Consider the following 24,004-nt stretch of genomic DNA (forward strand, 5'->3'; position numbering starts at 1 on the left):
CCTTATTGGCCTCCTGTGATGGTTTTGACGGAATCCCGAATGACGAGCTCCGTATGGAAATAGACGGTCTTATTTTCCAATTGCTTGCTCTCGATAAAAGAGAGCAGCTTTTCCGCCCCGGCCCGGCTCATCTCTTCGATCGGTCTGCGGACGGTCGTTAAAGCAGGTGTCATAAAAGCGGAAAACAAATGATCGTCGAAACCGACGACCGACAGATCATCCGGCACCGTAAGCCTTCGTTCGGTCACGGCTTTCACGGCACCGAGCGCCATATCGTCGTTGCAGCAAAATACAGCCGTGGGACGCTCGGACAGATCCAGCAGCCGGTTCATCGCGGCATAGCCGCTTTCCAGATCGTAATTTCCCTTGACGGATAAGTCTTCTGAAATCTTTACGTTATATTTCTTCAGCGCTTCAAGATAACCATCCCGCCGGGATTGGGTAGATTTGAAGCCTTCCTTGCCTTCAATGATTGCAATTCTGCGGTGCCCCTGCTCAATAAGATGCTCCGTCATCCGAAAGGCTCCGCTCTGATCGTCCGGAACAAAATTCATGACCTGAACATGCTCGATTTCTCGGTTTAATACAACAAGCGGTATGCCTTTATCCGCCGCGTGCTCAATGAACGGCTGGTCGCTTGCGCTTTGACTCATTACAAGAATGCCGTCAAAGCTTTTCCGGTTCACCTGATGAAAGCTTTTGTAGTCGTCAATCCCGCGAACGATCAAATTATATTCATCTTTAATGATGTCATTCACGCCTTTGATCGCCTCGTACAAAAAACCTGCGGAAGTCCCTGTATGCAGAGTTGAAAAAAACAGCCCCAGGTTGTATGATCGATCCAGCACCAGGCTGCGGGCGCTGTAATTGGGAGTGTACTGCAAGCTTCCCGCAATCGCTTTGATCCGTTCCTTCGTTTCCGGGTTAATCAGCGGACTATCGTTCAGTGCCCGGGAAACGGTTGTGTGCGATACGCCGGCCAGCTTGGCGATGTCTTTGATTGTGACGCTGCTCATATTCAAAACCACCTCATCTTGTATCATAACATAGATTTGCACACGTTAACAATGCTATTTTTGCAGCTTGTTTTCAGTTCAAGAGCCTCTGTTTCCGGTGCTTTTCGGCGCATGTCGGCCACACGTGATTTAGGGATAACATACGAAACGGCCTGCGCGGATACACAGGCCGTTTCACATTTCGTATTCACATTTCAAGCAGTAGCATTTCATGCCTTAGCTCCTTCAGTCTTTCTTTACAAGCCTCTGCCGTTTCGAGGTCTCCGGCCTGCATCGCTTCGTACAGCACGGCCAGTTCGTAATCGAGCTCGAGCCTCAGTACCGGAATGCGCTCATCCGGACGTCTCGAACGAAACGCCTGCATCATTTCTTCCACTGTTATCACAGGTTCTTTTTGGAATAGCACTTTATGCTCCACCCCCGAGATTTCGACCATACGAATAATTTCACCGAACATGATGTTTTCGATCAAAATTTGCCGGTCTTTGAACCGTTTGACAACAGCATGCCCCCGTGTGTCTCCAATCATTTTTTCCATGAGCTCTGCCAGCTTCTCGTCCTTAAAGGAATAATTACCGACAATCTTATACAGTTCGCCTATCCGTTGGAATTTTAATTTCACCAGCTTACGGCCGGTCCGGATGGAAACGATAAACTGTTGATCACTTTCATTCCAATACAAGGAGTATCCTTCTTGTATAAGTGTTTTGATGAAGTTACGGATTAGCCGACGATCAAATCGTAACTCAAGGTTGCAATATTCTACTTCATGACTTTTACTCACGGCAATCCCTCCTCAGGTAGAATAGCAAGATCAAAGCTTTGTCACTTGCGTTGAACACTGCTGCGACAGGCTGCGTTTATGACAACGACGACTAGCGAGTGCAAAATGCTATCTTTGATAGAATTTTCTGACTATTCTGTTTCTTACTTCTATCTTATTATGAATCATATGTTTTAGCAACTTGGATTATTGTCTTTTTTTTACGAAATCCGAACCTATTTTTTGAATGGCCTGGCTGAAGACGGCCAAGCCCATGGCTGGAGGGCAATCCAAGCGAAAAGCCGATGCCGGTCCAATAGCAAAGCGCGTGTGCAAAAAAATCGCCCGGGTACTGTTTCCCAGGCGATACGATGAGGCGCAATTTACATTTCGGCACTCGATAAGCGGTCCTAAACACCATACGCGGTTATTTCTCAAACGAGAAACTTAGGGATTTTCCCGTTTTACCGCTTCGGACTCCAGATCCGTCTTCGTGTAAATATTCACGGTATAGCTTGTATTCAGCCAGTCGCTGTTTTTGGTCACCTTAAGCCGGTCTTTCCAATAGCGCTCGAACACATAGCCGTTTTGCGCACGCACATTTTCCAGATAGTAATAATCGTACATATCTTCTTCCCCTGCAACTTTATCGATGATGATCGGCTTTTTAGTCGTGTAGATGTTGTCGTAATTGTTGATGAGCGTGTTTGCAACATGACTCCGGAGCATTTTCAGCTTCTCGGGATGAAGCTCCCCGTTAATGACGTAGGATGTGTAATCGGCAGAATACACCTCTTCAGGGGTTTGGCGCAGCCTTTTTTTCAATTCGCTCTCGCTAATGAACAAAGAGCCGGTCAAGCGTTCCTTCGCCTTATTAAGACCGTTCGTGTCCACCCCCATGCGCTTGACGTCCGACTCCCGGTAGTATGGGGCGAAGTTGGTTGAACTATTGTTGTATGTGATCAGCATCGGGTATTCCGCCCCGAGATATTTCAGTGTGATGGAATAGGGATTATAGAGCTCGATCGATTCATAATTCGGATTCGGAATCTCCGTCGGCTGCTCCGGATTAATGCGGCTGTTAATATAGATGGTCTTCGTCTCGCCTCTCCACAAGATATTCGCCCCCATCAAGCGTCCCAGCTCAGCTAACGGCAAATAGCTTTTGTCCTCATAAATAAGCGGAGGGCCAGACAATTGGACGGGCTTGCCGTCGAGCACCAGCTGAAAATCCGGACGCAAATACGCCTCCACCTTCTGCAGCACGTCTTGTGCATATACCCCTGCGGTAAAGGTACTCCCAAGTAAAGCGGTCATCCAAAAAACGCGTTTGATCCGATTCATTGTCATTCAAACCTTTCTTTTAGGAAGGAAAATTATGGACACAATATACAATATTTCGACATATATTGAACGAAATCCTGCAAAATTTGTAGTTGACAAGACTTTTAATTCAAATAAAATTAGTGGGTAATGATTGTTTTCACATCAAGGAGAGTGACCCCGTTGATTGAAATTAAGGATGTCAGCAAAACGTTTCATCAGCGTACCGGCGGCACCTTCACGGCCATAGACAACGTATCGCTTACGATCAACAAAGGCGAATTCGTTTCTCTGCTCGGACCTTCCGGCTGCGGCAAATCGACTCTGCTGAATCTTGTGGCAGGGCTAGAGCAAGCCGAACAAGGATCGATCACCGTGAATGGGAAGCCATGCAGTACTCCCGGTCCCGACCGTGTCGTCGTATTTCAGGAGCATGCGCTGTTCCCATGGCTGACTGTTCTCGATAACGTAGCCTTCGGATTAAAACAGAAAGGCATCGGTAAAAAAGAGCGTGAAGCGATGGCCATGGAGCAGATTAAAGCGGTGCACCTCAGCAAGTTCGCCGACCGCTATCCTCACGAGCTGTCCGGCGGAATGAAGCAAAGGGCGGCTATTGCCCGCGCGCTGGCCATGGACCCGGAAATTTTACTGATGGACGAGCCTTTTGCAGCGCTGGACGAGCAGACCAGACTAATTTTGCATAAAGAATTAGAGGAAATCTGGATGCGCACGCGCAAGACGATTCTATTTATTACGCATAATATCCGGGAAGCCGTTGTCCTCTCGGACCGTGTACTCGTCATGTCGACCCGCCCGGGTACGATCAAGAAGGAGTTCGCCGTGAAGGCGGCCCGCCCCCGGGATACCTCCGATTCCGTCTTGCACCACGTGGAAGCCAGCATTATGGAAGCGCTGGCCGATGAGCTGGAAAAAGTGGTAAAGGAGGAGATGGGCGATGAGTACAGCATTAAGAAGAAGCCTCTTTCTGATTCTTCTGCTGATAGCGTGGGAAGCGGGATATAGAATTTTCGACTGGGGCTGGAAGTTTCCTTCCGTGCTTCAAACCTTCCAGGCTTTCTATGACGGATTGGTTCACGGTCAGCTGCTGGAAGCCACCTATCAAAGTATGAAGAGACTTTTGATGGCCTTCATTCTCGCGATTGTGGTAGGTACCGCGCTCGGCTTTTTGTTCGCACGCTATCGTTTTATTGACGACACCATTGGCTTTCTAGTCGTTGCGTTGCAGACAATACCAAGTATCGCCTGGCTCCCGTTTGCGATTATCTGGTTTGGGATGAGCGATTTTGCCGTTATCTTCATCACTACGCTCGGGGCCACTTGGACGATGGCTATGGCGAGCCGGACCGGGATTAAAAACATCCCGACCATTTACATTAAGGCGGCACAAACGATGGGCACCGGAAACGGGCTGAAGATGTTCTATCAGGTGATGGTTCCCGCCGCATTCCCGCATATGATGACCGGCGTGCGCGTGGCCTGGGCATTCGCTTGGCGGGCGCTGGTTGCCGGCGAGCTGATCGCCAAAGGCGTAGGCCTCGGCCAATTGCTGCAGGACGGACGAAACCTGGCGGATACGGCGCTGATGCTTTGTATCGTAATGATCATCGCTGTCCTAGGAACACTATCCGACCACTTTTGCTTCAAACGCCTGGAGGATAAACTGTTGGTACGTTACGGCTTGGTCAGCACCAAAAAATAAGGATCTCATAACCGGCATACAACAAAGGAGAGAAACTACAGATGAAGAAAAAATCGGCACTACTCGCTTTAGCGCTGTCCGGCGTGCTGGCACTAACGGCATGCGGCGGTAAAACAGAAGCACCTAATAATGCCGGCGGCGATGCTGCGGCGGCGAAGACGGTTCGCCTTGGCATTTTCAAGAATGTGACGCATGCACCAGGATATGTAGCTCTGGAGCAAGGCTTGTTCCAAAAGCATTGGGGAGATAACGTCAAAATCGAGGTTCAAGCCTTCGACAACGGCTCCGACTTCTCCACCGCTTTGGCAACCGATCAAATCGACCTTGGCTTCGTAGGTCCAGGTCCTGCCACAAACCAATATGTTAAAAGCAAAAACTTCCGCATTATCTCCGGCTCCAATAACGGAGGCGCCGTACTGGTAGCAGGTAAGGATTCAGGGATCAACAGCGTGAAAGACCTGGTCGGAAAGACTATTGCCATTCCAACCAAGGGCAGCACGAACGAAATTTCGCTGCGCCTGCTGCTCGAGCAGAACAACCTGAAAGTCACGACGGATACAACCGGCGTTCAAATTATTGCCCGCGCTCCGGCAGACACGCTCATCGCCATGCGTCAAAAGGAAATCGAAGCTACGCTGATTCCTGAGCCGTGGGGAACGCAAATGGAGCAGGAAGGCATCGGTAAGGTCATTGTGCCTTGGGACCAAATTCCTCCGAACAACGGGAATTATCCGCTCACCCTTCTCGTTGCGAGCGATAAATTCCTGAAGGAAAACCGCGAAATGGCAAAGCAGGCGATCAAAGCCAACGCTGAAGCGATCGAATTTATTAAAAGCAACCCCGACAAATCCTATGAACTGATCAATAACCGATTGAAGGAGCTCAGCGGGAAAGGAATGGACGTCAACCTGATCAAGGCGGCGCTCTCCCACCTGAATCTGACGACAGACGTGAGCAAGGACGCGATTGAAGAAATGGCACGCGTCTCCATCGATGCCGGCTACATCAAAGATGTGAAAAAGGAAGAGCTCAACTTGAGCGATTTCCTCGATCTTTCATTATTGGATGAAGTAAAGCAAGGGAAGTAAAATGAAAGGGACCTGCACGGCGCGCAGGTCCCTCATTTTTTGCACTATATGCTAATAAGCCCTAGCTTCATTTGGCACACAGCGGCAAATCCCTTTCCGAAACCCGCCCCACCTCATCATCTCATGAGCATCCCCCCGTTGATTTCGATTGTCTCTCCCGTCACATAGGAAGCCAGATCAGAAACGAGATACAGCACGGCGCCAGCGACATCCTCAGGTGTTCCCTCACGCTTTAGCGGGATACCGCTCACTGTGGCCTTACGCGCTTCGTCCGTGGTAAAGGTAGCATGAAACATCGTATTTCCGATAAACCCGGGAGAAACATTATTGACTGTAATTCCACTGTAGGCCACTTCTTTTGCCAAGCCTTTGGAATAGGTCATGATTGCTGCTTTGCTTGCCGCATACAGGCTTGCCCCGGGTCCGCCGCCGTTATGCGCGGCAACGGATGTCATGTTGATAATCCGTCCCGCTCCCTTCGCTTTCATACCGGCAAGAACCCGTTTACACATGAATACCGTACTCTTCAGATTTACATTCATGATTTTCTCGTAAAGCTCTTCGGTCATCTCGGCATTATCCAACCGCTGCACCAAGTGACCTGTGTTATTAACCAATATGTCAATCGTTCCTCCAAACGCCCGTTCGACCTCGTTTACCAAGCGATCGATATGCTCTTGATCGGTTACATCCGCCTGAACCAGCACCGCTTCTCCCCCGGCAGCCCGAATGGCACCCGCCGTTTCCTCTCCCTGGTCTACATTGCGCAAGCAGTTAACGCCCACCTTCGCGCCGTTTTTGGCTAATGCAATGGCAATGGCGCGGCCAATCCCTGCATTAGAGCCTGTGACCAAAGCTATTTTCCCTGTCAAGTCAATATTCATAATTATTTCCTCCCAAGTTTATGTGCGACGCTCCTCTCCTTAATTAAACTGCAAATTCCACTTCCTGTAAATTATTTCTGATTCAAGGATAACCCCCACGGCTGGAAGTCCGTGAGAAGTGGGGGATGACTGTTGTGAATGTCGATTACCGTCGAACATTGCTGTCATTTCGTGGTCTTCTATCCTTTATTGTGTTATATTGTTTGAAGAAAAAGGAAGCATGGAGGGAAGCTGCATGACAACGTTCAAAGGTTTTAAGCAAGAGGATTTTGATACGTTTACCATTGATGGACTGGAAGCAAGGATGAAGGCCATTCAAACCCGTATCCAGCCCAAATTTCAAGCGCTCAGCGAGGATATGTTACAATCTCTTTCCGTCCGCTCCGGACAGGAGATGTTCCTACATATTGCAAAGCATGCCCGCAGGAAAGTGAATCCGCCTGTAGACACCTGGATGGCTATTGCCAATAATAAACGCGGCTATAAACAGCATCCGCATTTTCAGATCGGACTGTTCGACGACCGGGTTTTCATCTGGCTTGCATTCATCTACGAGCTTCCGAACAAAAAGGATATTGCGGAGAAGTTTTTGAAGCAGGCCTCCGAGATCAAACGGCGTTTACCGGACGATATGATGCTGTCGTTCGATCACATGAAAAAGGATGCGCTGAAGCTGTCCGATATGGATGAAGACCAGTGGAAGCAGGGGCTTGAGCGGTTTCGCGATGTGAAAAAGGCGGAGCTGCTGATCGGACGCAATTTGATGAAAGACGACCCTGTATTGCAAAACGGGGAGAAGTTCGTGGAGCTCACCAACGAAACCTTTGATCAATTACTGCCCTTATACCAATTATCGCTGGGAATGAAAATTTAATTTTATCCTAAGCTTGCTTTAAAGTAGGGTTAATCTTGCCTGCATATCCTAAAGTTGGTGAAAACCAATATCGACTTAAGGAAGGTGCATCGCATGAAGCAGACCTATGCCAAAAAAATGATCGTCTCCTCTCTGGCGCTTGCCCTGCTGCTCGGCGGCGGAGCGCTGTACGGCACGAAGCAATTCGTTCATGCCGAGTCATCGCCGGATGCGGCCGTTTCGCAGCAAAGCACTGCGGATAAACCGGCGGAAGGCAAGGAATGGGCTAACAAAGGCGTTAAATCCTACGGATTGCATGGCAAATCAATGCCGATCTTCGAGGAAGCCGCTGCTATTTTGGGCATGGATAAGGAAACGCTAAAGCAGTCGCTGAAGGACAAGACGCTGGTTCAGCTCGCCGCGGAGAAACAAATCAGTGAAGCCGATCTGATCGCCAAGCTTCAAGCCGAGCGGACGAAGAAAATCGACGAAGCCGCAGCCTCAGGCAAGCTGACCGCGGACAAAGCGGAGAAGCTGAAGCAAAATATGGGAGAACACCTGAAATTCATGGTGAACCATAAGATGAATGGCGAAGGAAAGAAACGAATGAGCGGAGCCAAGCATCAGATGATGATGCCAGCCAAGGACAAGCTGGCCGGCATTCTCGGCATCTCGGAGGACGAGTTGAAGGCGCAGCTGCAGGCGGGTAAATCGTTGACGGAGATTGCTCAAAGCAAGGGTATGACTAAAGATCAGCTCATCGGTAAAATTAAAGACGAAATGACGCCGTGGATCGAGAAAATGGTCGACCGCAAGCATGCTTCCGAAGACTAGAAGACAGAATAAACATAGCTGTTCAACAACATTCAAGGCGGGGGTTTCCCCCGTCTTTTGTTGTGCCTCATTCAAGCCTGCACCAGAACCTTACCTGAAAGGAAATGATCCTGTATGCACATACGCGGCGACCGAATCGAGATTCGAATTCTGACACTGCTCGATGCTGAGCAGCTGCACCGTTACCGGCTGGAGAACAAAGCATTCCTGCAGCCGTTCGAGCCGCTTCAGCCGGAGGAATACTATACGTTTGAGGGTGTACGGGACTCCATCATTCAAATGAAGGACGAACAAAAGCGCGGAAACAGCTATGCCTTCGGGATTTTTCTGACGGATGAATTGATCGGACGAATCCGTCTGTCGTCCATCGCTCGCGGTCCTTGGCAGAACGCAAATCTCGGCTACGCGATGTCGGAGAAGCACAACGGGCAAGGCTACATGACCGAAGCGGTCAGACTAGCTTTGGGATTCGCTTTCCTGGAGGCGGGACTGCACCGGGCTCAAGCGGCGGTCATGCCGCGGAATCTCGCCTCTCTTAGGGTCGCGGAAAAAACCGGGCTGCGCTTGGAAGGCTTGGCACAGCGCTATTTAAACATCAATGGCGTGTGGGAGGATCATGCGATCTACGCCATCACCGCTGAAGAATGGAAGTAGTGCGCCTGAATACGCGGACAACAAATAAGCTGCCGCAGCGAAAAATTCGATAGCGGCAGCTTATTGGTTCGGTTAAAGAGGCTGGCTTGATGCCCGGCTCCCGATCCGGTCCAATACCATGAAGCGGTACAGCAAATAGAGGGCGCCTACGGACAGCACGGCACCGGTAAGGAACGGCAAGCTGTTGCTGTAATCATAGATGCCGGCTCCCAGCAGCGGACCTAAGATGCGTCCCAGACTATCCATCGACGAGCTCAAGCCGGACGCTACGCCCTGTCCAACCGGGGTCTTCTGCGTAATAAGCGAAGTGACGCACGGACGTATCAGCGCATTGCCTGCGGCAAAAACGCTCAAATAGATCGATGCTGTAAGCAGGTTCGACGAGAATAAAATGAGTATGAAGCCCAGCGCCGAAAGCACAAGGCCGATACCGACAACACGGGCCTCTTGTCCTTTTTTGATGAGGCGCCTTACGACACCGCCTTGAATCAATGCCCCAACAATGCCGCTGACCGCAAACATAATCCCAAGCTGTGCCGGCGTTGCGCCGATCTGATCCCTCTGGAACAAAAGCAGCGTCGCTTCAAGTCCAGCGAGCGAAAAAGATACGAAAAACGACAGCACATACAAATACTTGAGCGGTCCTACAAACGCGCTCCAACGCGAAGCTTTGGCTTCCTGCGGTTTACGCCGCTTCTCCTCTGTCAACGATTCCGGCAGCCTGAAGTAAGCGAACAAGAAGGTACAAAAGGCAAGCGCGGAGGCCACAAAGAACGGTACTTGAAGCCCCCAATGACTGAGTATGCCGCCGATCGCAGGTCCGAAAATAAATCCCAAACCGATCGACATGCCCACAAGGCCCATTCCTTTAGTCCGCTCCTCATCCGATGTGATATCGGCAACATAGGCAACGGCACAAGCGGTGGCCGCTCCGGAAAACAGCCCCCCTAATATGCGCGAAACGTACATAAGCCAAAGGCTTTCCAAGGCAAGACCAAAAAGAAGGAAGCTGATGCTGAATCCGAGTGCGCCGATGATAATGAGCGGACGCCGCCCGATCCGATCGGACAGCCCTCCCCACACCGGAGACATCAGGAAAGACGCCAGTGAGTAAACCGAGAGCAGCATACCCAAATGAAAATTTTCCGCTCCCGATCCTGTCACCGCGTCGGGAAGTACCGGGATGATGATGCCGAAGCCGATAAAAATCGTCATCAGCAGCACCATGATGATGGCCAGCTGTTTATTCATGTGGTAATGGGTTCCTCCCGATTGCGTTAATTTTCTTTTCTTTATCGTACCACATCTTTTTTGCCGATGGAAACGAACCCGTACAAGATTAACAAAATAGACAAACCCCCGATTAATTTACTTGCAAAATTATCAAACTATCAAGGATGTGACGCAATTTGTCGAGATAAATTTTGATTTACTTGCAAAAACCGCTTGCATCCTTGTCGCATTTTGCTATACTCATTTTGTTTGCTTATTTTGGCTTTATTATGATAAATCGATCAAGAAGGGAAGGGATGAGCCGTGGATCAAACGAAAACTCCCTTGTTTACCGCACTGAAGGAGCATGCCGGACGTAATCCGGTGCAGTTTCACATTCCAGGACATAAGAAAGGGGTCGGGATGGACCCGGAATTCCGAGAGTTTATCGGTGATAACGCGCTGTCCATCGACCTGATTAATATAGCTCCACTCGACGATCTGCATCAGCCCACCGGTGTCATTGAAGAGTCGCAGAAGCTCGCTGCTGAAGCTTTTGGTGCCGATCATACCTTCTTTTCCGTACAGGGGACAAGCGGTGCGATCATGACCATGATCTTAACCGTTTGCTCGGAGGGTGACAAAATCATCGTCCCGCGCAATGTGCACAAATCGATTTTGGCAGCTATTATTTTCGCCGGGGCCAAGCCTGTCTTCCTTAAACCGGTACGGGACGAATCCCTGGGTATCGACCACGGCGTAACGACCAAGTCGGTACGCCGTGCGCTCGAAATTCATCCGGATGCCAAGGCCGTGCTGATCATCAATCCGACCTATTACGGCGTCTGCGCCAATCTGAAGGAAATCGTGGACATCGTTCACAGCTATAATATTCCGGTGCTGGTGGATGAAGCACATGGCGTGCTGATCCATTTCAACGACAAGCTGCCGATGTCGGCCATGCAGGCAGGCGCGGATATGGCGGCCACGAGCGTTCACAAGCTCGGCGGCTCGATGACGCAAAGCTCCGTGCTTAACATCCGCGAGGGCCGTGTCAACGTCATGCGCGCCAAGACGATTATCAGTATGCTCACGACGACCTCCACCTCGTACATTTTGCTGGGCTCTCTCGACTGCGCAAGACGCTATCTGGCTCTGAACGGCAAGGAGCTTGCCGACCGCGCGCTTGAGCTGGCTTCCTACGCAAGAGAGGAAATCAATCGTATTCCGGGGCTTTATTGCTTTGGAGAAGAAATATTAGGCAAGGAAGCAACCTACGATTACGATCCGACAAAGGTCAGCATCCACGTGCGTCATCTGGGCATTACCGGGTACGATGCGGAAAATTGGCTGCGGGAGCAGTACAATATCGAAGTCGAGCTTAGCGATATGTATAACATTTTGTGCCTGGTTACGCCTGGAGATACGCGTGAGAACATCGACATTCTTCTCACCGCGCTGCGCAGACTCTCCCAGGAAAACTACTCGATCCGCCAAGCGAATGAGCTGGTGATCAAAATACCGAAAATTCCGCAGCTTACCTTGTCTCCGCGCGACGCCTTCTACGGGGATACCGAAATTATTCCGTTCAAGGAATCGGCCGATCGCATTATCGCGGAATTCATTTACGTGTATCCGCCGGGCATTCCGATTCTGCTGCCGGGTGAAGTCATCTCCCAAGATCTGATCGACTACATTACGGAGCATATTGAAGTAGGCCTGCCTGTAAAGGGACCCGAAGACCGCAGCATTGAAAAAGTCAAAGTCATTGTAGAAACGCCGGCGATTTTTTAACCGCGTGATATACAGCAAGGCCAGCCCGATCGGGCTGGCCTTGCTGTATTTACAAGCTTCCTTGTTTAATTTGCTCCTCCAGCCAGGCAATGACATCGGCGACCGCATGCTCGTTATGATGCTTGCAGGAACGCACGGCAGCCTGCAGCAGCTCCGGATGGGCGTTGGCAACGGCGATACCTATACCGGCCCGACGGATCATCTCCAGATCGTTCAAATGATCCCCCATAGCGATACAGCGCTCGATCGGAATACCAACATGCATGCAGAGCTGCTCCAGCGCATGGCCCTTGGTCGCCCCTTGCGGCAGCATCTCCAAATACTTATCGTCCGAGCGTACCCAGACGATCTCCGCATTCCCCGTTAGCTCGAACACGGCCGCGGCAACTTCATCCAGCCGGGCCGGTTCCCAGGCAAATAATATTTTGACCCAAGGCTCAGCCAGCTCATCGGTTACCTGAAGCGTCTGAAGGGCAAAGCCCTCAATCCGCCGGTGCCGCTCCGTGGTTTCGTTGTCCCGCAGAGTATAAGGCTCATTCCCATCCTTGACGTATAGCTCAACACCCAGCTCCGGAAACCGTTCCATGACCCGCTCCAGCACACTCCTGCAGGAAGCAGGCAGCGTTTTTACCCATAGCGTTTCTTCACGATCGTAATTATAAATGACAGCTCCGTTGCTTAAAATCACCGGCGCGTTTACCGGCAGCCGATTCGCATACCGCCTGACGGAAGACGCTATACGCCCCGTAGCCAGAGTAAACCGTCCGCCATGCTCCGTAAACCGTTTTATAGCGGCAAGATTGTCCGGGCTAATGTCCTTTACGCTGTTGAGCAATGTTCCGTCCATATCCGTAACCAGCAAAACATTGCTGAAGAATTGGCTTTGGTTCATCGTTAACCTCTTTTCTGCCTGTCCGCTCAGCTGTCCGCAAAAGCCTTAAGCAAGTATTGTATTTGGTTTTTCTTAATGCTATGATGGTCATGTTGCTTGACACAAGAAAACCTTTCCAGTCCATTATATAGGCAGGTGCATTCATCATGGCGCAAAGCGCTTATATTAAGTTCGTCGAAGGGTCCGCCGTTTCCTCGTTAACGCTGGATGAACTGAAGAATCAGCTTGTGCATTACCGGGACCAGCTGACACTCACAGGCCGTCAGCTCGAATGGGAATACGATGATGCCGGGTTTCCATACACGCTGGAAACCAAGCCCGAAGCAGAGGGCCAATGGTTTTATTTAAAGGGAAAAAAACCGCTCTACAAATATATTGTCATGGGTGTCGGATCCCAAACGCAGGCCGATACAGAGCGCCATTACGTACAGGTCGTCCTGCCGGATGATAGTACACATGGAGATAAAGCAAAGGGCAATGAGTTTTGCAAATATTTAGCGAAGCTGTGGAAAGCCGAACTCCATTTATTTAACGGGCGTATCATGTACTTCAATCCGCGAAAATAGGTCTTCACTGCTCCCGCCGATAGGAGCCGCTCATTTCGATGCTGCAGCTAACAAAAGGCAACACAAGATTCGTCCTCTTACTTACATATCCGTGTTCAAACGAAGAACCCTTCTTGAGTACAAGAAGGGTTCTTCGTTTGGGAGGTTATGGCTGCTGACCTTGCTGTTCTTCGATAATCTCGTTGTATATCTGTACAACGCGATCCCACTCTTCCTCATCTTCGATACTGGCCAGGAAGGCTTCTCCGTCCTCTTCTTCAATACGGAAAATCACGCCGTCGGCCTCTACGTCATTCCGGTCGAGAAGCACGGCATAGGCCTGATCACTTGCTTCAAAGGTGTACACCATAACCATCTCATGCTCAACGCCGTCTTGATCGGTTACTATAAAAATATCATCTTCATGATCATGGTCGCAGGAAGCGTCATGAATGTGTTCGCTCATGGAAAAAACCTCGTTTCGTCGTATAAGTAATGGTCCCCCCGTATCGTAACACGCTTATGGAGCCCAAGTCAATGAACGGAAAACCGCTGTCAAGGTCTCTCTGACCTTGAGCAGCCGGGCGTTTCGCGCAGGCCTATGCTCTCCAACGGCCGCATATTACGAAAGTTCTCCTTAACATACAGAAAAAGGACAGCGATAAACGCTATCCTTATCCGATATCAATCTCCAGAGACGATCAATTTCTCCGAGACAACGGTATAATTGCCCGTTTCGCTGTCTTTAATGGAGAACTTCACTACATATTTGCCGGATTCGTCAAACGAAACGTTAAACGGCCACGGATACCAGAAGCTTTCCCTTTGACCGCCGACGACCTTCTCATGAGCCGCCACTTCCTCACCGCTAGGCGATAGGATGGAAATCTTAAAGGAGTGGATCGGTATGGTCAGGCTGTCCACTTGGGCAAATACCGCAAAATCCAACCGGTCGCCCTTTTTGACTCCGCCAAACGGCTGACTGATGGAATAATCGTCATTCACTTTCTTCGCTACAAACATATGTACGTTCGGTTTGTAGATGGATACTGTCTTCGAGGCATCGTCCCATTTCACCAGAGCTTGCAGAGATTCGGAAAGGGCTCGAACGGGAAGCACGGTGCTACCTTTAATAATAAAAGCGGGCGTTTCACCGTCATTGAACGGCCTTTCCGCATTGTTAATCAGCACTTTTGTTTTGACATAGCCTTCAAATTCGCCCCACATGGAACTGGCGTAGACCCCCGTCGTCCCGAACAGGGAAAGCGACAGCATCAGCGTCAGTAATCGCGGCACCCTCATTTCAAGCAACCTCCATCGTGTTCTTGGTTTGTTATCTTATACTCCGATGGCTCGCAAGAGTTGCGGTGTTTTGTGAGAAAAGCACATTTTTTTTTGGAATTCACCTATATCTAGTTATTCATAAGGGATTTCACTTATCATTCATACAAAATATGCCAATAATTAGGCGGACGCCACCGTCGAATGATCATTTGTCTTTTTGCCGAACCGTGGCGTTTCCTGCGCTTGCCCGGGAAATTCTCCGGTCTTCTCTCTATTGTGCAAGGCTTACTCCGTTGCCCCGAGCATCTCCTTTAGTTTCTCCTCGCACTTGCCCCTGAGCACGAACGGCATGATGGAACAATGAAATTCATAGCCCTGAAACACATACATGACGTGATAATTCCGTTCCGGAGTGATTTCTTCCAACACGATGCGGCAGCCGCTCTTGCGCAGCCGCTGCTTTATACCGACATGTTCCCTCTCCACCCGTATCGATAGCCGTTCGAACAAATCATTCCAAATCCGCGACAGCTTCATCGCTTCGGCATGTCTGCGGTCCAATTCCAGCGCTTTAAGCAGATGCAAAGTCACTATATATTGATGAACCCAAGGTTCTACCGTACTATTCCGCATGTTTAACCACCCGAAACCTTTAGTTTTCCCCTCATTATACAGAACACATGTTCGTTTTTCAACCGTTTTATCCCTCTGCATGAAGGCCAAAATCTGACAACCCGAGCTTGAATGTTTCATGAGAACCATGGTAGATTAAATAAAGATTCGGCTTGTAAGCCAATGGCGAGTGGAGGGTCGCGAGTGAGCCTGCAAATTCAAATGATCGGTACGGGAAGCGCATTTGCCAAAACCTTTTACAACAACAATGCATTGATCTATACGGAAGGCTTCACATTATTAGTAGACTGCGGAATTACCGCTCCAAGAGCGTTATACGAACTCGGAATCCCGCTCGATCGGATCGATGCGGTGCTCATCTCTCATGTCCATGCGGATCATGTAGGCGGGCTTGAAGAACTTGCTTTTCAATATATGTATGTGTTCAAACGCAAAATCAAACTGCTGGTTCCGGCTTCGTTGGAAACCGTCCTGTGGGAACATACGCTTCGGGGAGGGCTTGAGAATAAGGCGGAAGGCCTGACCGGTCTGAACGATTATTTCAACGTGCTTCCTTTGGCGGAACGAACGCCGGCTTCCCTCCATCCGGGATTGACCGTAGAGCTTCTTCCGACCGATCATATTCCCGGTAAGGCGAGCTACTCGCTGCTGCTCAACGGCAAGGTATTTTACAGCGCAGACATGAAGTTTAGCGCGCCGCTTCTGCTTAAGCTGCATGAGCAAGGCTGTGAAGTCTTTCTGCATGACTGCCAATTGTTCTGTCCCGGAGCCGTGCACGCTTGTCTTGACGAGCTGCTGACCTTGCCCGAGAAAGTGCAGGAAAAGATTCTGCTTATGCACTACGGTGACAACATGTCTGAATTTATCGGCAAAACGGGACGCATGACCTTCATGGAACAATTCAAAACGTATTCCTTGCCGTCGTAAGCCTAATCGCTCCGCACTTCCGGCCACATCTTACGTACGGAATATATTTCAAAACCTGACCTGCAAGGGTCAGGTTTTGGTTATAAATGTGATCCTGTCAAAACCTTTCGGAGACAACCTTGGCTTGGGTAAACTGAAGCAGGTAATCTCGTCCGCCCGCTTTCGAGTCCGTTCCCGACATGTTGAAGCCTCCAAATGGATGGACTCCCACCAGCGCTCCCGTACATTTGCGGTTGAAATACAGATTGCCGACATGAAACTCGGTACGGGCCCGCTCCAGGTGTGCCCTATTCCTCGTAATGACCGCCCCGGTCAACCCATACTCCGTATCATTGGCCAGCTCAAGCGCTTGGTCGAACGAAGCCGCTTTGATGAATGCAACCACCGGCCCGAAAATTTCCTCCTGCGCGATCCGCGCTCTGGAATCCACATCGGCAATTACGGTCGGCTCGATATAATACCCCTTGGCGTTGCCCGCTCCGCCCCCGCACACTACCCGGCCTTCCGTGCTACCGATCTCCAGATATTCGAGAATTTTGAGGTGAGCCTTGGCATCGATGACCGGGCCCACATCGACCTCAGGATCGGAGGGATCGCCTACGCGCAGACGGCTTGCGCGATCCACCACCCTGCGAAGCACCTCATCATACACACTCTCATGCACGATGGCACGGGAGCAGGCAGAGCACTTTTGTCCGGCAAACCCGAAGGCCGATGCGGTAATGGCCTCCGCAGCCAGCTCCAGATCGCTGTCGCTGTCGACAATGATCGCGTCCTTGCCGCCCATTTCGGCGATGACCCGCTTGATCCAACGTTGACCCGGTGCGGTCCTGGCAGCCAGCTCATTGATCCGCAGCCCGACCTCACGGGATCCCGTGAAGCTGATAAAGCGGGTCAGCGGATGCTCCACCAGGTAATCTCCCACCTCCTGGCCGGAACCCGGCAGATAGTTGACCACACCATCCGGCAGGCCGGCCGTTTGAAGCAGCTCTACAAACTTGGCGGCCACAACCGGAGTGGCGCTGGCCGGCTTGAGCACTACCGTGTTGCCCGCCGCCACGGCCGCCGACGTCATGCCCGCCATGATGGCTAGCGGAAAATTCCATGGAGGAATGACGACACCGACACCAAGAGGAATATAGGTAAGCTCGTTGTCCTCGCCCGGAATGCTCGTAAGCGGCTGACGTTCACCAAAACGCTCCGTTTCCCGGCCGTAAAACTCGAGAAAATCAATCGCCTCTGCGGTATCCGCATCCGCCTCCCCCCAGCTCTTCCCCGCTTCCAGCACCATCCAGGCGGAGAACTCCGCTTTGCGGCGGCGCAGCAGTGCCGCGGTCTTGTATAAATAGCGTGCCCGTGCCGCTGGAGGCACCGCTTTCCATGAGGCAAACGCATGCGCCGCGCTGCGGATCGCCTGATCCGCCAGCGCCCGGTCCGCTTGGCATACGGTTCCGATCACCCGCGTCGGATCGGCAGGACTGACGGATACTGCCTTACGGTCCGTGAGCAGCCTCTGACCGCCGATCAGCAGCCCGTATTCATGTCCAAGCTGCGATTCGACTCTCTCCAACGCAGCTGCGTACGCAGCCCTGTTCCCCGTCAAAGTAAAATCCGTGAATGGCTCGTTACGAAAAGGCTCAACCATCCTCATCCCTCCTATGCATATTACCATGCTATGAAAAATCTCTATCTTCATTTCAAGTCTCATTTCGGGGGCTTGCAGAATAAAATGGATTAGCACGACAACCAGCGTCGCCGGCTTGACACTCCCAAAGCACAACGCTGCCGTACCTCTGCTACATATGTATGCCGCCGCGCCGCGCACAAGAAGCAAATCGGAAAGAGGGTGTTCGCGTTTGGATATCGGTACCAAACTTTTCCGTTCCGCTCTGCTTACACTCGCCGGAAACCAAGCCGTCGAGAAGATGGCTCAACGGTACGGAATGAAGCTCGGGGCAGGCCGGTTCGTCGCGGGAGAAACCGCTGATGAAGCGCTGCTGCAAATTCATCGTTTGAATGACATGGGAATCGCCGCCACCCTGGACGTGCTTGGCGAGGGGATTCGCGATTTAACCGAAGCAGACCGGTTTAAGAGGGAATATATTACGCTGCTTGAAAGGATTCACCGCGAGGCATTGGATTCTAACGTCTCCTTGAAGCCGACCCAGATGGGCTTGGCTTTGGATCCGGCGGCAAGCTACATCCATATCCGGGACATCGTCGAGAAGGCTCAACAGCTCGCAAGCTTCGTCCGGATCGATATGGAAAATTCGCCGTATACCGATGATACCCTTGCCATGGTGCACCGACTTCATGCCGAGGGCTTAACCTGCGTCGGCACCGTCATACAAGCCTACTTATACCGGAGTAGGGACGACGTTCGGCAGCTGACAAAAGCGAAGGTGAACCTGCGGCTGGTCAAAGGCGCCTATCGCGAGCCGGGCCATCTCGCTTACCGGAGCGTGAGCGATGTGAACGCCAACATGAAGCAGTTGATTCAGGTTCGTCTGGATGCCGGCGTCTACACCGCTGTAGCGACCCACGATGAACAAATCATCGCCTGGACAAAAGCATACGCGAAGAGAAATGCCATTCCGAAAAGCCGCTATGAATTTCAAATGCTGTACGGAGTGCGAATGCCGCTGCAGGAGCGACTTGCCCGGGAGGGCTACAAGGTGCGCTGCTACGTACCTTATGGACGGATGTGGTATCCGTATTTCGTCCGGCGCCTGGCCGAACGTCCGGCCAATCTGTGGTTTGTGCTGAAAAATTGGCGGGACCGCCCGCCGGCACCGCATCAGAAGGCAGAGGAGGAATAGGACGATGACAAGCAAACCGGTTATATCTATCCTGCAGGTGCCGTTCGATTTGGGTGCCGGGCGCAAAGGCGTAAGGAAAGGGCCGGCTGCCATCCTTCAGGCCGGCCTGGAGAGGAAGCTGCGGCAGCTGGGCCGCACCTTCGAGCTTGTAGATCCGGTCTCTGCCCCATCAGCCGCCAAGCCGGACAGCAGCGTCTTCACGCCTCATGCGGCGATCAGACACCTGGATGAAGTTGTGGAGGTGAATCAGGCTCTCGCTTTACAAATGAAGGCCGTACTGGATCGCGGATGCTTCCCGCTTGTGCTCGGCGGAGACCACAGCATCGCCATCGGCACGCTGGCCGGACTCGCGCAGCATTATGGGAGCGTCGGCGTGATCTGGTTTGACGCCCATTCGGATTTGAATACGCCGGACACCAGTCCCTCCGGCAACATTCACGGCATGTCCCTTGCGGTGTCGCTTGGCAAAGGACATGAACGGCTGACGCGGCTCGGCGGTTTTCTCCCGAAAATATTGCCGCAGCATACGGTCATTGTCGGTGCCAGACAGCTTGACCCGGGAGAAAAAGAGCTTATCCGCACTGAAGGCATAACTTGCTTTACCATGCATGATGTCGACCGCATGGGAATCGCAAAGGTGATGGAAGAAGCGATACGTATAGCAAGCACGGGTACAGACGGCCTGCATGTCAGCTTTGACATCGACAGCCTCGATCCGTTGGAGGCGCCAGGCACAGGAACGCCGGTTAAAGGCGGCTTTAGCTATCGCGAAGCGCATTTGGCGCTGGAGCTGCTGTATGAAGCCGGTGTTGTAGTCTCGGCGGAGATGGTAGAGGTCAATCCGGCAATGGAACGCGATAACCAAACGGCAAGGCTGGCGGCGGAGCTGATTCTCTCTCTGCTGGGGCAGCGTATTTTATAGGAGGCGGCACCATGAAACCGACATCGGAAGATATCATTCAACGCACGAACCGGTATGGGGCGCGGAATTACCAGCCGCTTCCCGTAGTGATATCCAAAGCGGAGGGGGTGTGGGTTTATGACCCGGAGGGACGGAGATATCTTGATATGCTCAGTGCCTACTCGGCGCTCAATCAGGGGCACCGCCATCCCCGGATCATTCGTGCTCTGAAGGATCAAGCGGACTCCGTTACCTTAACCTCGCGTGCGTTTCACAATGACCGGCTGGGCGAGTTCTATGAACGGTTGTCGGAATATACCGGCAAACCGGTGATCCTGCCGATGAATACCGGTGCCGAAGCCGTGGAAACGGCGATCAAAGCGGCCCGCCGCTGGGCTTACACGCATAAAAACATCAGCGAAAATCTGGCGGAAATCATCGTCTGCGAAGGAAATTTCCATGGCCGAACGATAACCGTGACCTCCTGCTCCTCGAACGCGGAGTACAAACGCGGCTTCGGGCCCTTCACCCCCGGATTTACCGTGATACCTTACGGGGATGCGGAGGCCTTGGAACGCGCCATCTCCCCGAAAACGGCCGCCTTCCTTGTAGAGCCGATTCAGGGAGAGGCAGGGATCGTGCTCCCTCCGGCAGGTTACTTGAGGCAGGCTGCAGCCATTTGTAAGCGGCAGCAAGTGCTGCTGCTCGCTGACGAAATTCAGACGGGCTTCGGAAGAACAGGCTTCCGCTTCGCCTGCGATGCGGAGGCCGTGGAGCCCGATGTCTATATCCTCGGCAAGGCACTGGGAGGAGGCGTCCTTCCCATCTCCGCCGTGGCGGCGGACCGCGAGGTGCTGGAGGTGTTCGAGCCAGGTTCCCACGGTTCGACCTTCGGAGGCAATCCGCTCGCCTGTGCTGTGGCGTCAGCCGCCCTGCAGGTCGTGCAGGATGAGAAGCTGGCCGAACGCTCTTTGGAGCTCGGAGAGTATTTTATCGGCCTTCTTCGCAAGCTTGCCCATCCGCTGATCCGCGACATTCGCGGGCGCGGACTGTTCATCGGCGTGGAGCTGGCCGAACCGGCCAGAGCCCATTGCGAGAAGCTTCAAAGCAAGGGGGTATTGTGCAAGGAGACCCACGACAACGTTATTCGTTTGGCCCCCCCGCTGACCATCGCCAAATCCGAGCTGGATTGGGCCTACAGCCGCATTGCTGAGGTCCTCGGGTGAGGGCAGGCATCATTCGCCTCCATTCTGAGCATGCTACGAATAAGGAGGCGATCAACGATGGATCATCCTAAACGGCATGTCGTTGCCGTGCGCAAGAACGGCGACGGAGATATCGTGGATTTAAAGCTGTCATCCGGCGAAGTCGTGGATTACTTGGAGGCTCAACAGCTTGCCAAAGACGGCCAGCTGGAGAATGTCAATGTGTTTCGCGGCCGGGGCGGGGATGAGCATTTGCGTTCCAATGCGGACGGCGACCCGACCAATAATCTCGATAATCTTCCCGGGTTTTGATGTAACCTGTAATCTAAGCCGGTACGGTCATCCGTCCGGCTTAGATCATACTTATGGCCATACGCAGAAAATACAAACGATAACGAAAGATGCAATAAACAGCCGGCACCTAAAAAAAGATGGCAAACCAGCAGGAATTACTTTACAGATACAGAATCCATATATTATCATTCGATTTCGTCGGGAGTTGGAGTTTCATTATGAACGGTAGCCTAATCTTCCTCATCTATGCTGGTTTTATCTGTGCTTCCTCCCTATATTTCCAGCAAACCGAAAGCCCTCTATTGCTGATCTGCATAACATTGGCCTATATGTTATCCCATACAGCCCGCAAAATCATTCTCATTCCTCATGCCGTTCAACTGGCACTTTTGATTGCGCTTCATGTCGTCAGCGCCACCCATTGGATCCTGCCCCTATATTTGCTGCACATGGGCATCATCTTTTATAAGGTACCTTCTTTTATATCGGCATTAACCTATAATTTAGCAATGATGCTGGCCTTTTCTTTTGCTGTAATGACTTACAACACCATAACCTTATATTTAGTAGTTGATCTTGCTTTCACAATGGGAAGCTGTTTGCTTATCGCTTATCTGTTCCGAAAATATATGTACGCTAGCGAGCAGCAAAAGCAATTGCTGACAAACGAAAAAAAACACCTGAGCACCCATGATTCACTTACAGGTCTATACAACTTTCAGGAGTTCCACCGGCAGATGGGGATCTTCGTAGAACAAAAAGAAAGCAGCATTCTTGTATTGATTGATTGCAAAAATTTAAAGTCGCTGAATACAACAAACGGTTTTCAGGGTGTCAACCAAATTTTAAAGCAAGCCGCAGAGCTGCTTCGTATCATGTTTCCCGACGCTTCCCTGATTGCCCGTTACGGTGGCGATGAGTTTGCCATAGTAGTTGAGGCGAACGACCCGAAGAAAACAATAAACACGACGACACAGCTGCTCGCATTCGAATTTCCCAAGCTGACCGGCATCGAAATCAACTTCGGTATAGCATGCTATCCTGAGGATGGTCGGAACAAGGACGATCTGATTCTCGTAGCGGAACATAACTTGTATATGATGAAGCGGGAAAGTTGGCTGAAGCGTGAGGAGCATATGCTTCGATCCGAAAAGCTTCGCGTCGTTGGCGAGCTGGCTTCCGGCATGGCGCACGAAATTCGAAATCCGTTGACGACAGTCAAGGGATTTTTGCAGCTGTCCAGAGCGGGGAACTATAATATCGAGCCTTGGTATGATCTGATTATGGACGAAATTAACCGGATGAGCATGCTGACCGCCGAATTTTTGCAATTTTCGAAGCCGCATGTCACCCAGTTTAAAATTCAAACGATTGAAGCCTGCATAAACCGTGTTATTTCATTGCTTGATTCGGAGGTTACACGACTAGGCCATCAAATCCATTTTAAGGATGAGGGCTATGGAGTAAGTATGTTTATGGATCAAGACAAGATGCTGCAGCTGCTGCTTAACTTGGTTAAAAACGCTCTAGAGGCTATGCCTGATCAAGGAATAGTATATATTCACCTTTATTTGCAGCAGAACAATCATGCCGTTATTGAAGTTGCCGATACTGGTAAAGGCATTCCGGAATCGGAGCTCGATCAAATTTTCATCCCGTTTTACACGACCAAGGAATCCGGAACCGGACTTGGGCTATCGATCTGCCACAAGATCGTACAAGACCATGAAGGGACGATCGAGGTGGAAAGCGTACCGAATTTGGGCACCAAATTCACCCTTACACTGCCGACGGTTACTGCGGCGGAAGCTGCTGAAAGAAAGATCAAATCACACCGGACAAGGATTTACGTATGAGATGAAGCCCTGCCTTCTCCATCAGCCCTGTCCCTTCACGCTCCGTGGCATAACTTAGCCAACCCACCAGGATACCAAGGACCGCTCCGCCCAGCACTTCCTCGGGAAGATGTCCCAGCCGTTCCTCAAGGTCTTCTTCCCGCTGCTGGTATAATGCATAAAAAGAATGCTGCTCCGTCAGCTTGACTACGGTTTCCTCCAAACGATTCACTACCATGGCAATAAGTCCTGCTTGACGACGTATACCCATCGCATCATACATCACAATCAGACTAAACAGCGACGCCAGTGCGAACGAAATGGAGGACCCGCCCTTTTTCAAACCGATGTAAGCAGCTAATGCAGCGGCTCCGGCGGAGTGAGAGCTTGGCATACCTCCTGTGCGGAAAAGGTCTGCCCATGTCCAATGCCCCTTCTCCCGGATTTTTCCCGGTATTTTCAGCGCCTGAGCCGTACCTATAGCTGCAATGGACGTCCATAACGCCCGGTTCATAGCCATCACCTCAA

The 24,004-nt window shown here is 51.3% G+C and carries 25 protein-coding genes; 14 read left to right on the forward strand and 11 right to left on the reverse strand.

The features are described 5' to 3' along the window. Positions 1–2: 2 nt before the first annotated feature. The 3 genes from ACZYR9_RS02320 to ACZYR9_RS02330 form a co-directional block, all read right to left on the reverse strand. Positions 3–1,016 carry a LacI family DNA-binding transcriptional regulator gene (locus tag ACZYR9_RS02320; RefSeq protein WP_488976827.1) on the reverse strand — a complete coding sequence of 338 codons (1,014 nt, stop codon included), beginning with the start codon at positions 1,014–1,016 and terminating at the stop codon, positions 3–5. 187 nt (positions 1,017–1,203) lie between these two features. Beyond that, positions 1,204–1,800, reverse strand: a complete 597-nt coding sequence (locus ACZYR9_RS02325; RefSeq protein ID WP_488976828.1) for a hypothetical protein — start codon at positions 1,798–1,800, stop codon at positions 1,204–1,206. A 426-nt stretch (positions 1,801–2,226) separates the two neighbouring features. Then, positions 2,227–3,123, reverse strand: coding sequence for a stalk domain-containing protein (locus tag ACZYR9_RS02330; protein ID WP_488976829.1), 897 nt, complete (start codon positions 3,121–3,123; stop codon positions 2,227–2,229). A 162-nt stretch (positions 3,124–3,285) separates the two neighbouring features. Here ACZYR9_RS02330 and ACZYR9_RS02335 point away from each other — a divergent pair, with 162 nt between their 5' ends. From ACZYR9_RS02335 to ACZYR9_RS02345, 3 genes are read left to right on the forward strand one after another with little or no spacing between them, the layout of a single operon-like run. Beyond that, positions 3,286–4,125, forward strand: coding sequence for an ABC transporter ATP-binding protein (locus tag ACZYR9_RS02335; protein WP_488976830.1), 840 nt, complete (start codon positions 3,286–3,288; stop codon positions 4,123–4,125). Then, positions 4,058–4,822, forward strand: a complete 765-nt coding sequence (locus ACZYR9_RS02340; protein WP_488976831.1) for an ABC transporter permease — start codon at positions 4,058–4,060, stop codon at positions 4,820–4,822. Before ACZYR9_RS02335 ends, ACZYR9_RS02340 begins: the two co-directional genes overlap by 68 nt. A 41-nt stretch (positions 4,823–4,863) precedes the next feature. Continuing rightward, a complete protein-coding gene (locus ACZYR9_RS02345; RefSeq protein ID WP_488976832.1) occupies positions 4,864–5,910 on the forward strand; it encodes an ABC transporter substrate-binding protein in 1,047 nt (348 codons plus the stop codon). A 116-nt stretch (positions 5,911–6,026) separates the two neighbouring features. Here the strand turns inward: ACZYR9_RS02345 and ACZYR9_RS02350 are convergent, their stop codons facing one another. Further along, positions 6,027–6,794: an SDR family NAD(P)-dependent oxidoreductase gene (locus ACZYR9_RS02350; protein ID WP_488976833.1), complete on the reverse strand. Its 768-nt coding sequence runs from the start codon at positions 6,792–6,794 to the stop codon at positions 6,027–6,029. A 235-nt stretch (positions 6,795–7,029) separates the two neighbouring features. Between ACZYR9_RS02350 and ACZYR9_RS02355 the strand changes: the two genes are divergently transcribed. From ACZYR9_RS02355 to ACZYR9_RS02365, 3 genes are all read left to right on the forward strand, one after another. After that, positions 7,030–7,668, forward strand: a complete 639-nt coding sequence (locus tag ACZYR9_RS02355) for a YktB family protein (RefSeq protein WP_488976834.1) — start codon at positions 7,030–7,032, stop codon at positions 7,666–7,668. 93 nt (positions 7,669–7,761) lie between these two features. Then, positions 7,762–8,481 (forward strand): hypothetical protein, encoded by a 720-nt coding sequence (locus tag ACZYR9_RS02360; protein ID WP_488976835.1) that lies wholly within the window; start codon positions 7,762–7,764, stop codon positions 8,479–8,481. A gap of 114 nt (positions 8,482–8,595) precedes the next feature. Beyond that, on the forward strand, positions 8,596–9,135 hold the full coding sequence (locus tag ACZYR9_RS02365; RefSeq protein ID WP_488976836.1) for a GNAT family N-acetyltransferase: 540 nt from the start codon (positions 8,596–8,598) through the stop codon (positions 9,133–9,135). Positions 9,136–9,207: 72 nt separating this feature from the next. Here the strand turns inward: ACZYR9_RS02365 and ACZYR9_RS02370 are convergent, their stop codons facing one another. Further along, entirely contained in the window at positions 9,208–10,431 is a 1,224-nt protein-coding gene (locus ACZYR9_RS02370; RefSeq protein WP_488977135.1) for an MFS transporter, read from the reverse strand. A 240-nt stretch (positions 10,432–10,671) separates the two neighbouring features. Here ACZYR9_RS02370 and ACZYR9_RS02375 point away from each other — a divergent pair, with 240 nt between their 5' ends. Further along, on the forward strand, positions 10,672–12,141 hold the full coding sequence (locus ACZYR9_RS02375) for an aminotransferase class I/II-fold pyridoxal phosphate-dependent enzyme (RefSeq protein ID WP_488976837.1): 1,470 nt from the start codon (positions 10,672–10,674) through the stop codon (positions 12,139–12,141). Between the two features lie 49 nt (positions 12,142–12,190). On the opposite strand, the gene ACZYR9_RS02380 is transcribed toward ACZYR9_RS02375, so the two are convergent. After that, complete coding sequence (locus ACZYR9_RS02380; RefSeq protein ID WP_488976838.1) at positions 12,191–13,033, reverse strand: HAD family hydrolase; 843 nt, start codon at positions 13,031–13,033, stop codon at positions 12,191–12,193. Between the two features lie 146 nt (positions 13,034–13,179). Between ACZYR9_RS02380 and ACZYR9_RS02385 the strand changes: the two genes are divergently transcribed. Continuing rightward, on the forward strand, positions 13,180–13,599 hold the full coding sequence (locus ACZYR9_RS02385; protein WP_488976839.1) for a DUF1885 family protein: 420 nt from the start codon (positions 13,180–13,182) through the stop codon (positions 13,597–13,599). Between the two features lie 145 nt (positions 13,600–13,744). Here ACZYR9_RS02385 and ACZYR9_RS02390 read toward each other — a convergent pair whose 3' ends face one another. The 3 genes from ACZYR9_RS02390 to ACZYR9_RS02400 all read right to left on the reverse strand — a co-directional run bounded on the left by ACZYR9_RS02390 (position 13,745) and on the right by ACZYR9_RS02400 (position 15,495). Next, on the reverse strand, positions 13,745–14,044 hold the full coding sequence (locus ACZYR9_RS02390; protein WP_488976840.1) for a DUF1292 domain-containing protein: 300 nt from the start codon (positions 14,042–14,044) through the stop codon (positions 13,745–13,747). A gap of 218 nt (positions 14,045–14,262) precedes the next feature. Further along, the gene (locus ACZYR9_RS02395; RefSeq protein WP_488976841.1) at positions 14,263–14,880 is read right to left on the reverse strand and encodes a stalk domain-containing protein; all 618 of its coding nucleotides are present in this window, start codon (positions 14,878–14,880) and stop codon (positions 14,263–14,265) included. A 267-nt stretch (positions 14,881–15,147) separates the two neighbouring features. Further along, complete coding sequence (locus ACZYR9_RS02400) at positions 15,148–15,495, reverse strand: YhjD family protein (RefSeq protein WP_488976842.1); 348 nt, start codon at positions 15,493–15,495, stop codon at positions 15,148–15,150. A gap of 183 nt (positions 15,496–15,678) precedes the next feature. Here ACZYR9_RS02400 and ACZYR9_RS02405 point away from each other — a divergent pair, with 183 nt between their 5' ends. Further along, complete coding sequence (locus tag ACZYR9_RS02405; protein ID WP_488976843.1) at positions 15,679–16,422, forward strand: MBL fold metallo-hydrolase; 744 nt, start codon at positions 15,679–15,681, stop codon at positions 16,420–16,422. A gap of 97 nt (positions 16,423–16,519) precedes the next feature. Here ACZYR9_RS02405 and pruA read toward each other — a convergent pair whose 3' ends face one another. Further along, positions 16,520–18,067 (reverse strand): L-glutamate gamma-semialdehyde dehydrogenase, encoded by a 1,548-nt coding sequence (gene pruA / locus ACZYR9_RS02410; protein WP_488976844.1) that lies wholly within the window; start codon positions 18,065–18,067, stop codon positions 16,520–16,522. A gap of 211 nt (positions 18,068–18,278) precedes the next feature. On the opposite strand from pruA, the gene ACZYR9_RS02415 reads away from it, so the two are divergent. The 5 genes from ACZYR9_RS02415 (at position 18,279) to ACZYR9_RS02435 (ending at position 23,497) form a co-directional block, all read left to right on the forward strand. Further along, entirely contained in the window at positions 18,279–19,241 is a 963-nt protein-coding gene (locus ACZYR9_RS02415) for a proline dehydrogenase family protein (RefSeq protein WP_488976845.1), read from the forward strand. A 4-nt stretch (positions 19,242–19,245) separates the two neighbouring features. Next, positions 19,246–20,163, forward strand: a complete 918-nt coding sequence (gene rocF / locus ACZYR9_RS02420) for an arginase (RefSeq protein ID WP_488976846.1) — start codon at positions 19,246–19,248, stop codon at positions 20,161–20,163. 11 nt (positions 20,164–20,174) lie between these two features. Further along, positions 20,175–21,368, forward strand: a complete 1,194-nt coding sequence (locus tag ACZYR9_RS02425; protein WP_488976847.1) for an ornithine--oxo-acid transaminase — start codon at positions 20,175–20,177, stop codon at positions 21,366–21,368. Between the two features lie 57 nt (positions 21,369–21,425). Continuing rightward, complete coding sequence (locus ACZYR9_RS02430) at positions 21,426–21,659, forward strand: DUF3892 domain-containing protein (protein ID WP_488976848.1); 234 nt, start codon at positions 21,426–21,428, stop codon at positions 21,657–21,659. Between the two features lie 200 nt (positions 21,660–21,859). Further along, a complete protein-coding gene (locus ACZYR9_RS02435; protein ID WP_488976849.1) occupies positions 21,860–23,497 on the forward strand; it encodes an ATP-binding protein in 1,638 nt (545 codons plus the stop codon). Here ACZYR9_RS02435 and ACZYR9_RS02440 read toward each other — a convergent pair. Then, positions 23,466–23,990, reverse strand: a complete 525-nt coding sequence (locus ACZYR9_RS02440) for a divergent PAP2 family protein (protein WP_488976850.1) — start codon at positions 23,988–23,990, stop codon at positions 23,466–23,468. The two genes, ACZYR9_RS02435 and ACZYR9_RS02440, sit on opposite strands and share 32 nt — an antisense overlap. Between the last annotated feature and the right edge of the window lie 14 nt (positions 23,991–24,004).

It is taken from the genome of Paenibacillus sp. F024 (assembly GCF_057814255.1).

Bases quoted from the DNA above. Each gene is read 5' to 3' on its own strand.
- ACZYR9_RS02360 (WP_488976835.1), top strand. From the start codon at position 7,762: ATGAAGCAGACCTATGCCAAAAAAATGATCGTCTCCTCTCTGGCGCTT.
- ACZYR9_RS02425 (WP_488976847.1), top strand. From the start codon at position 20,175: ATGAAACCGACATCGGAAGATATCATTCAACGCACGAACCGGTATGGG.
- ACZYR9_RS02395 (WP_488976841.1), bottom strand. From the start codon at position 14,880: ATGAGGGTGCCGCGATTACTGACGCTGATGCTGTCGCTTTCCCTGTTC.
- ACZYR9_RS02400 (WP_488976842.1), bottom strand. From the start codon at position 15,495: ATGCGGAATAGTACGGTAGAACCTTGGGTTCATCAATATATAGTGACT.
- rocF (WP_488976846.1), top strand. From the start codon at position 19,246: ATGACAAGCAAACCGGTTATATCTATCCTGCAGGTGCCGTTCGATTTG.
- ACZYR9_RS02440 (WP_488976850.1), bottom strand. From the start codon at position 23,990: ATGAACCGGGCGTTATGGACGTCCATTGCAGCTATAGGTACGGCTCAG.
- ACZYR9_RS02365 (WP_488976836.1), top strand. From the start codon at position 8,596: ATGCACATACGCGGCGACCGAATCGAGATTCGAATTCTGACACTGCTC.
- ACZYR9_RS02385 (WP_488976839.1), top strand. From the start codon at position 13,180: ATGGCGCAAAGCGCTTATATTAAGTTCGTCGAAGGGTCCGCCGTTTCC.
- ACZYR9_RS02435 (WP_488976849.1), top strand. From the start codon at position 21,860: ATGAACGGTAGCCTAATCTTCCTCATCTATGCTGGTTTTATCTGTGCT.
- ACZYR9_RS02430 (WP_488976848.1), top strand. From the start codon at position 21,426: ATGGATCATCCTAAACGGCATGTCGTTGCCGTGCGCAAGAACGGCGAC.
- ACZYR9_RS02320 (WP_488976827.1), bottom strand. From the start codon at position 1,016: ATGAGCAGCGTCACAATCAAAGACATCGCCAAGCTGGCCGGCGTATCG.
- ACZYR9_RS02330 (WP_488976829.1), bottom strand. From the start codon at position 3,123: ATGAATCGGATCAAACGCGTTTTTTGGATGACCGCTTTACTTGGGAGT.
- ACZYR9_RS02390 (WP_488976840.1), bottom strand. From the start codon at position 14,044: ATGAGCGAACACATTCATGACGCTTCCTGCGACCATGATCATGAAGAT.
- ACZYR9_RS02340 (WP_488976831.1), top strand. From the start codon at position 4,058: ATGAGTACAGCATTAAGAAGAAGCCTCTTTCTGATTCTTCTGCTGATA.
- ACZYR9_RS02380 (WP_488976838.1), bottom strand. From the start codon at position 13,033: ATGAACCAAAGCCAATTCTTCAGCAATGTTTTGCTGGTTACGGATATG.
- pruA (WP_488976844.1), bottom strand. From the start codon at position 18,067: ATGGTTGAGCCTTTTCGTAACGAGCCATTCACGGATTTTACTTTGACG.
- ACZYR9_RS02350 (WP_488976833.1), bottom strand. From the start codon at position 6,794: ATGAATATTGACTTGACAGGGAAAATAGCTTTGGTCACAGGCTCTAAT.
- ACZYR9_RS02345 (WP_488976832.1), top strand. From the start codon at position 4,864: ATGAAGAAAAAATCGGCACTACTCGCTTTAGCGCTGTCCGGCGTGCTG.
- ACZYR9_RS02355 (WP_488976834.1), top strand. From the start codon at position 7,030: ATGACAACGTTCAAAGGTTTTAAGCAAGAGGATTTTGATACGTTTACC.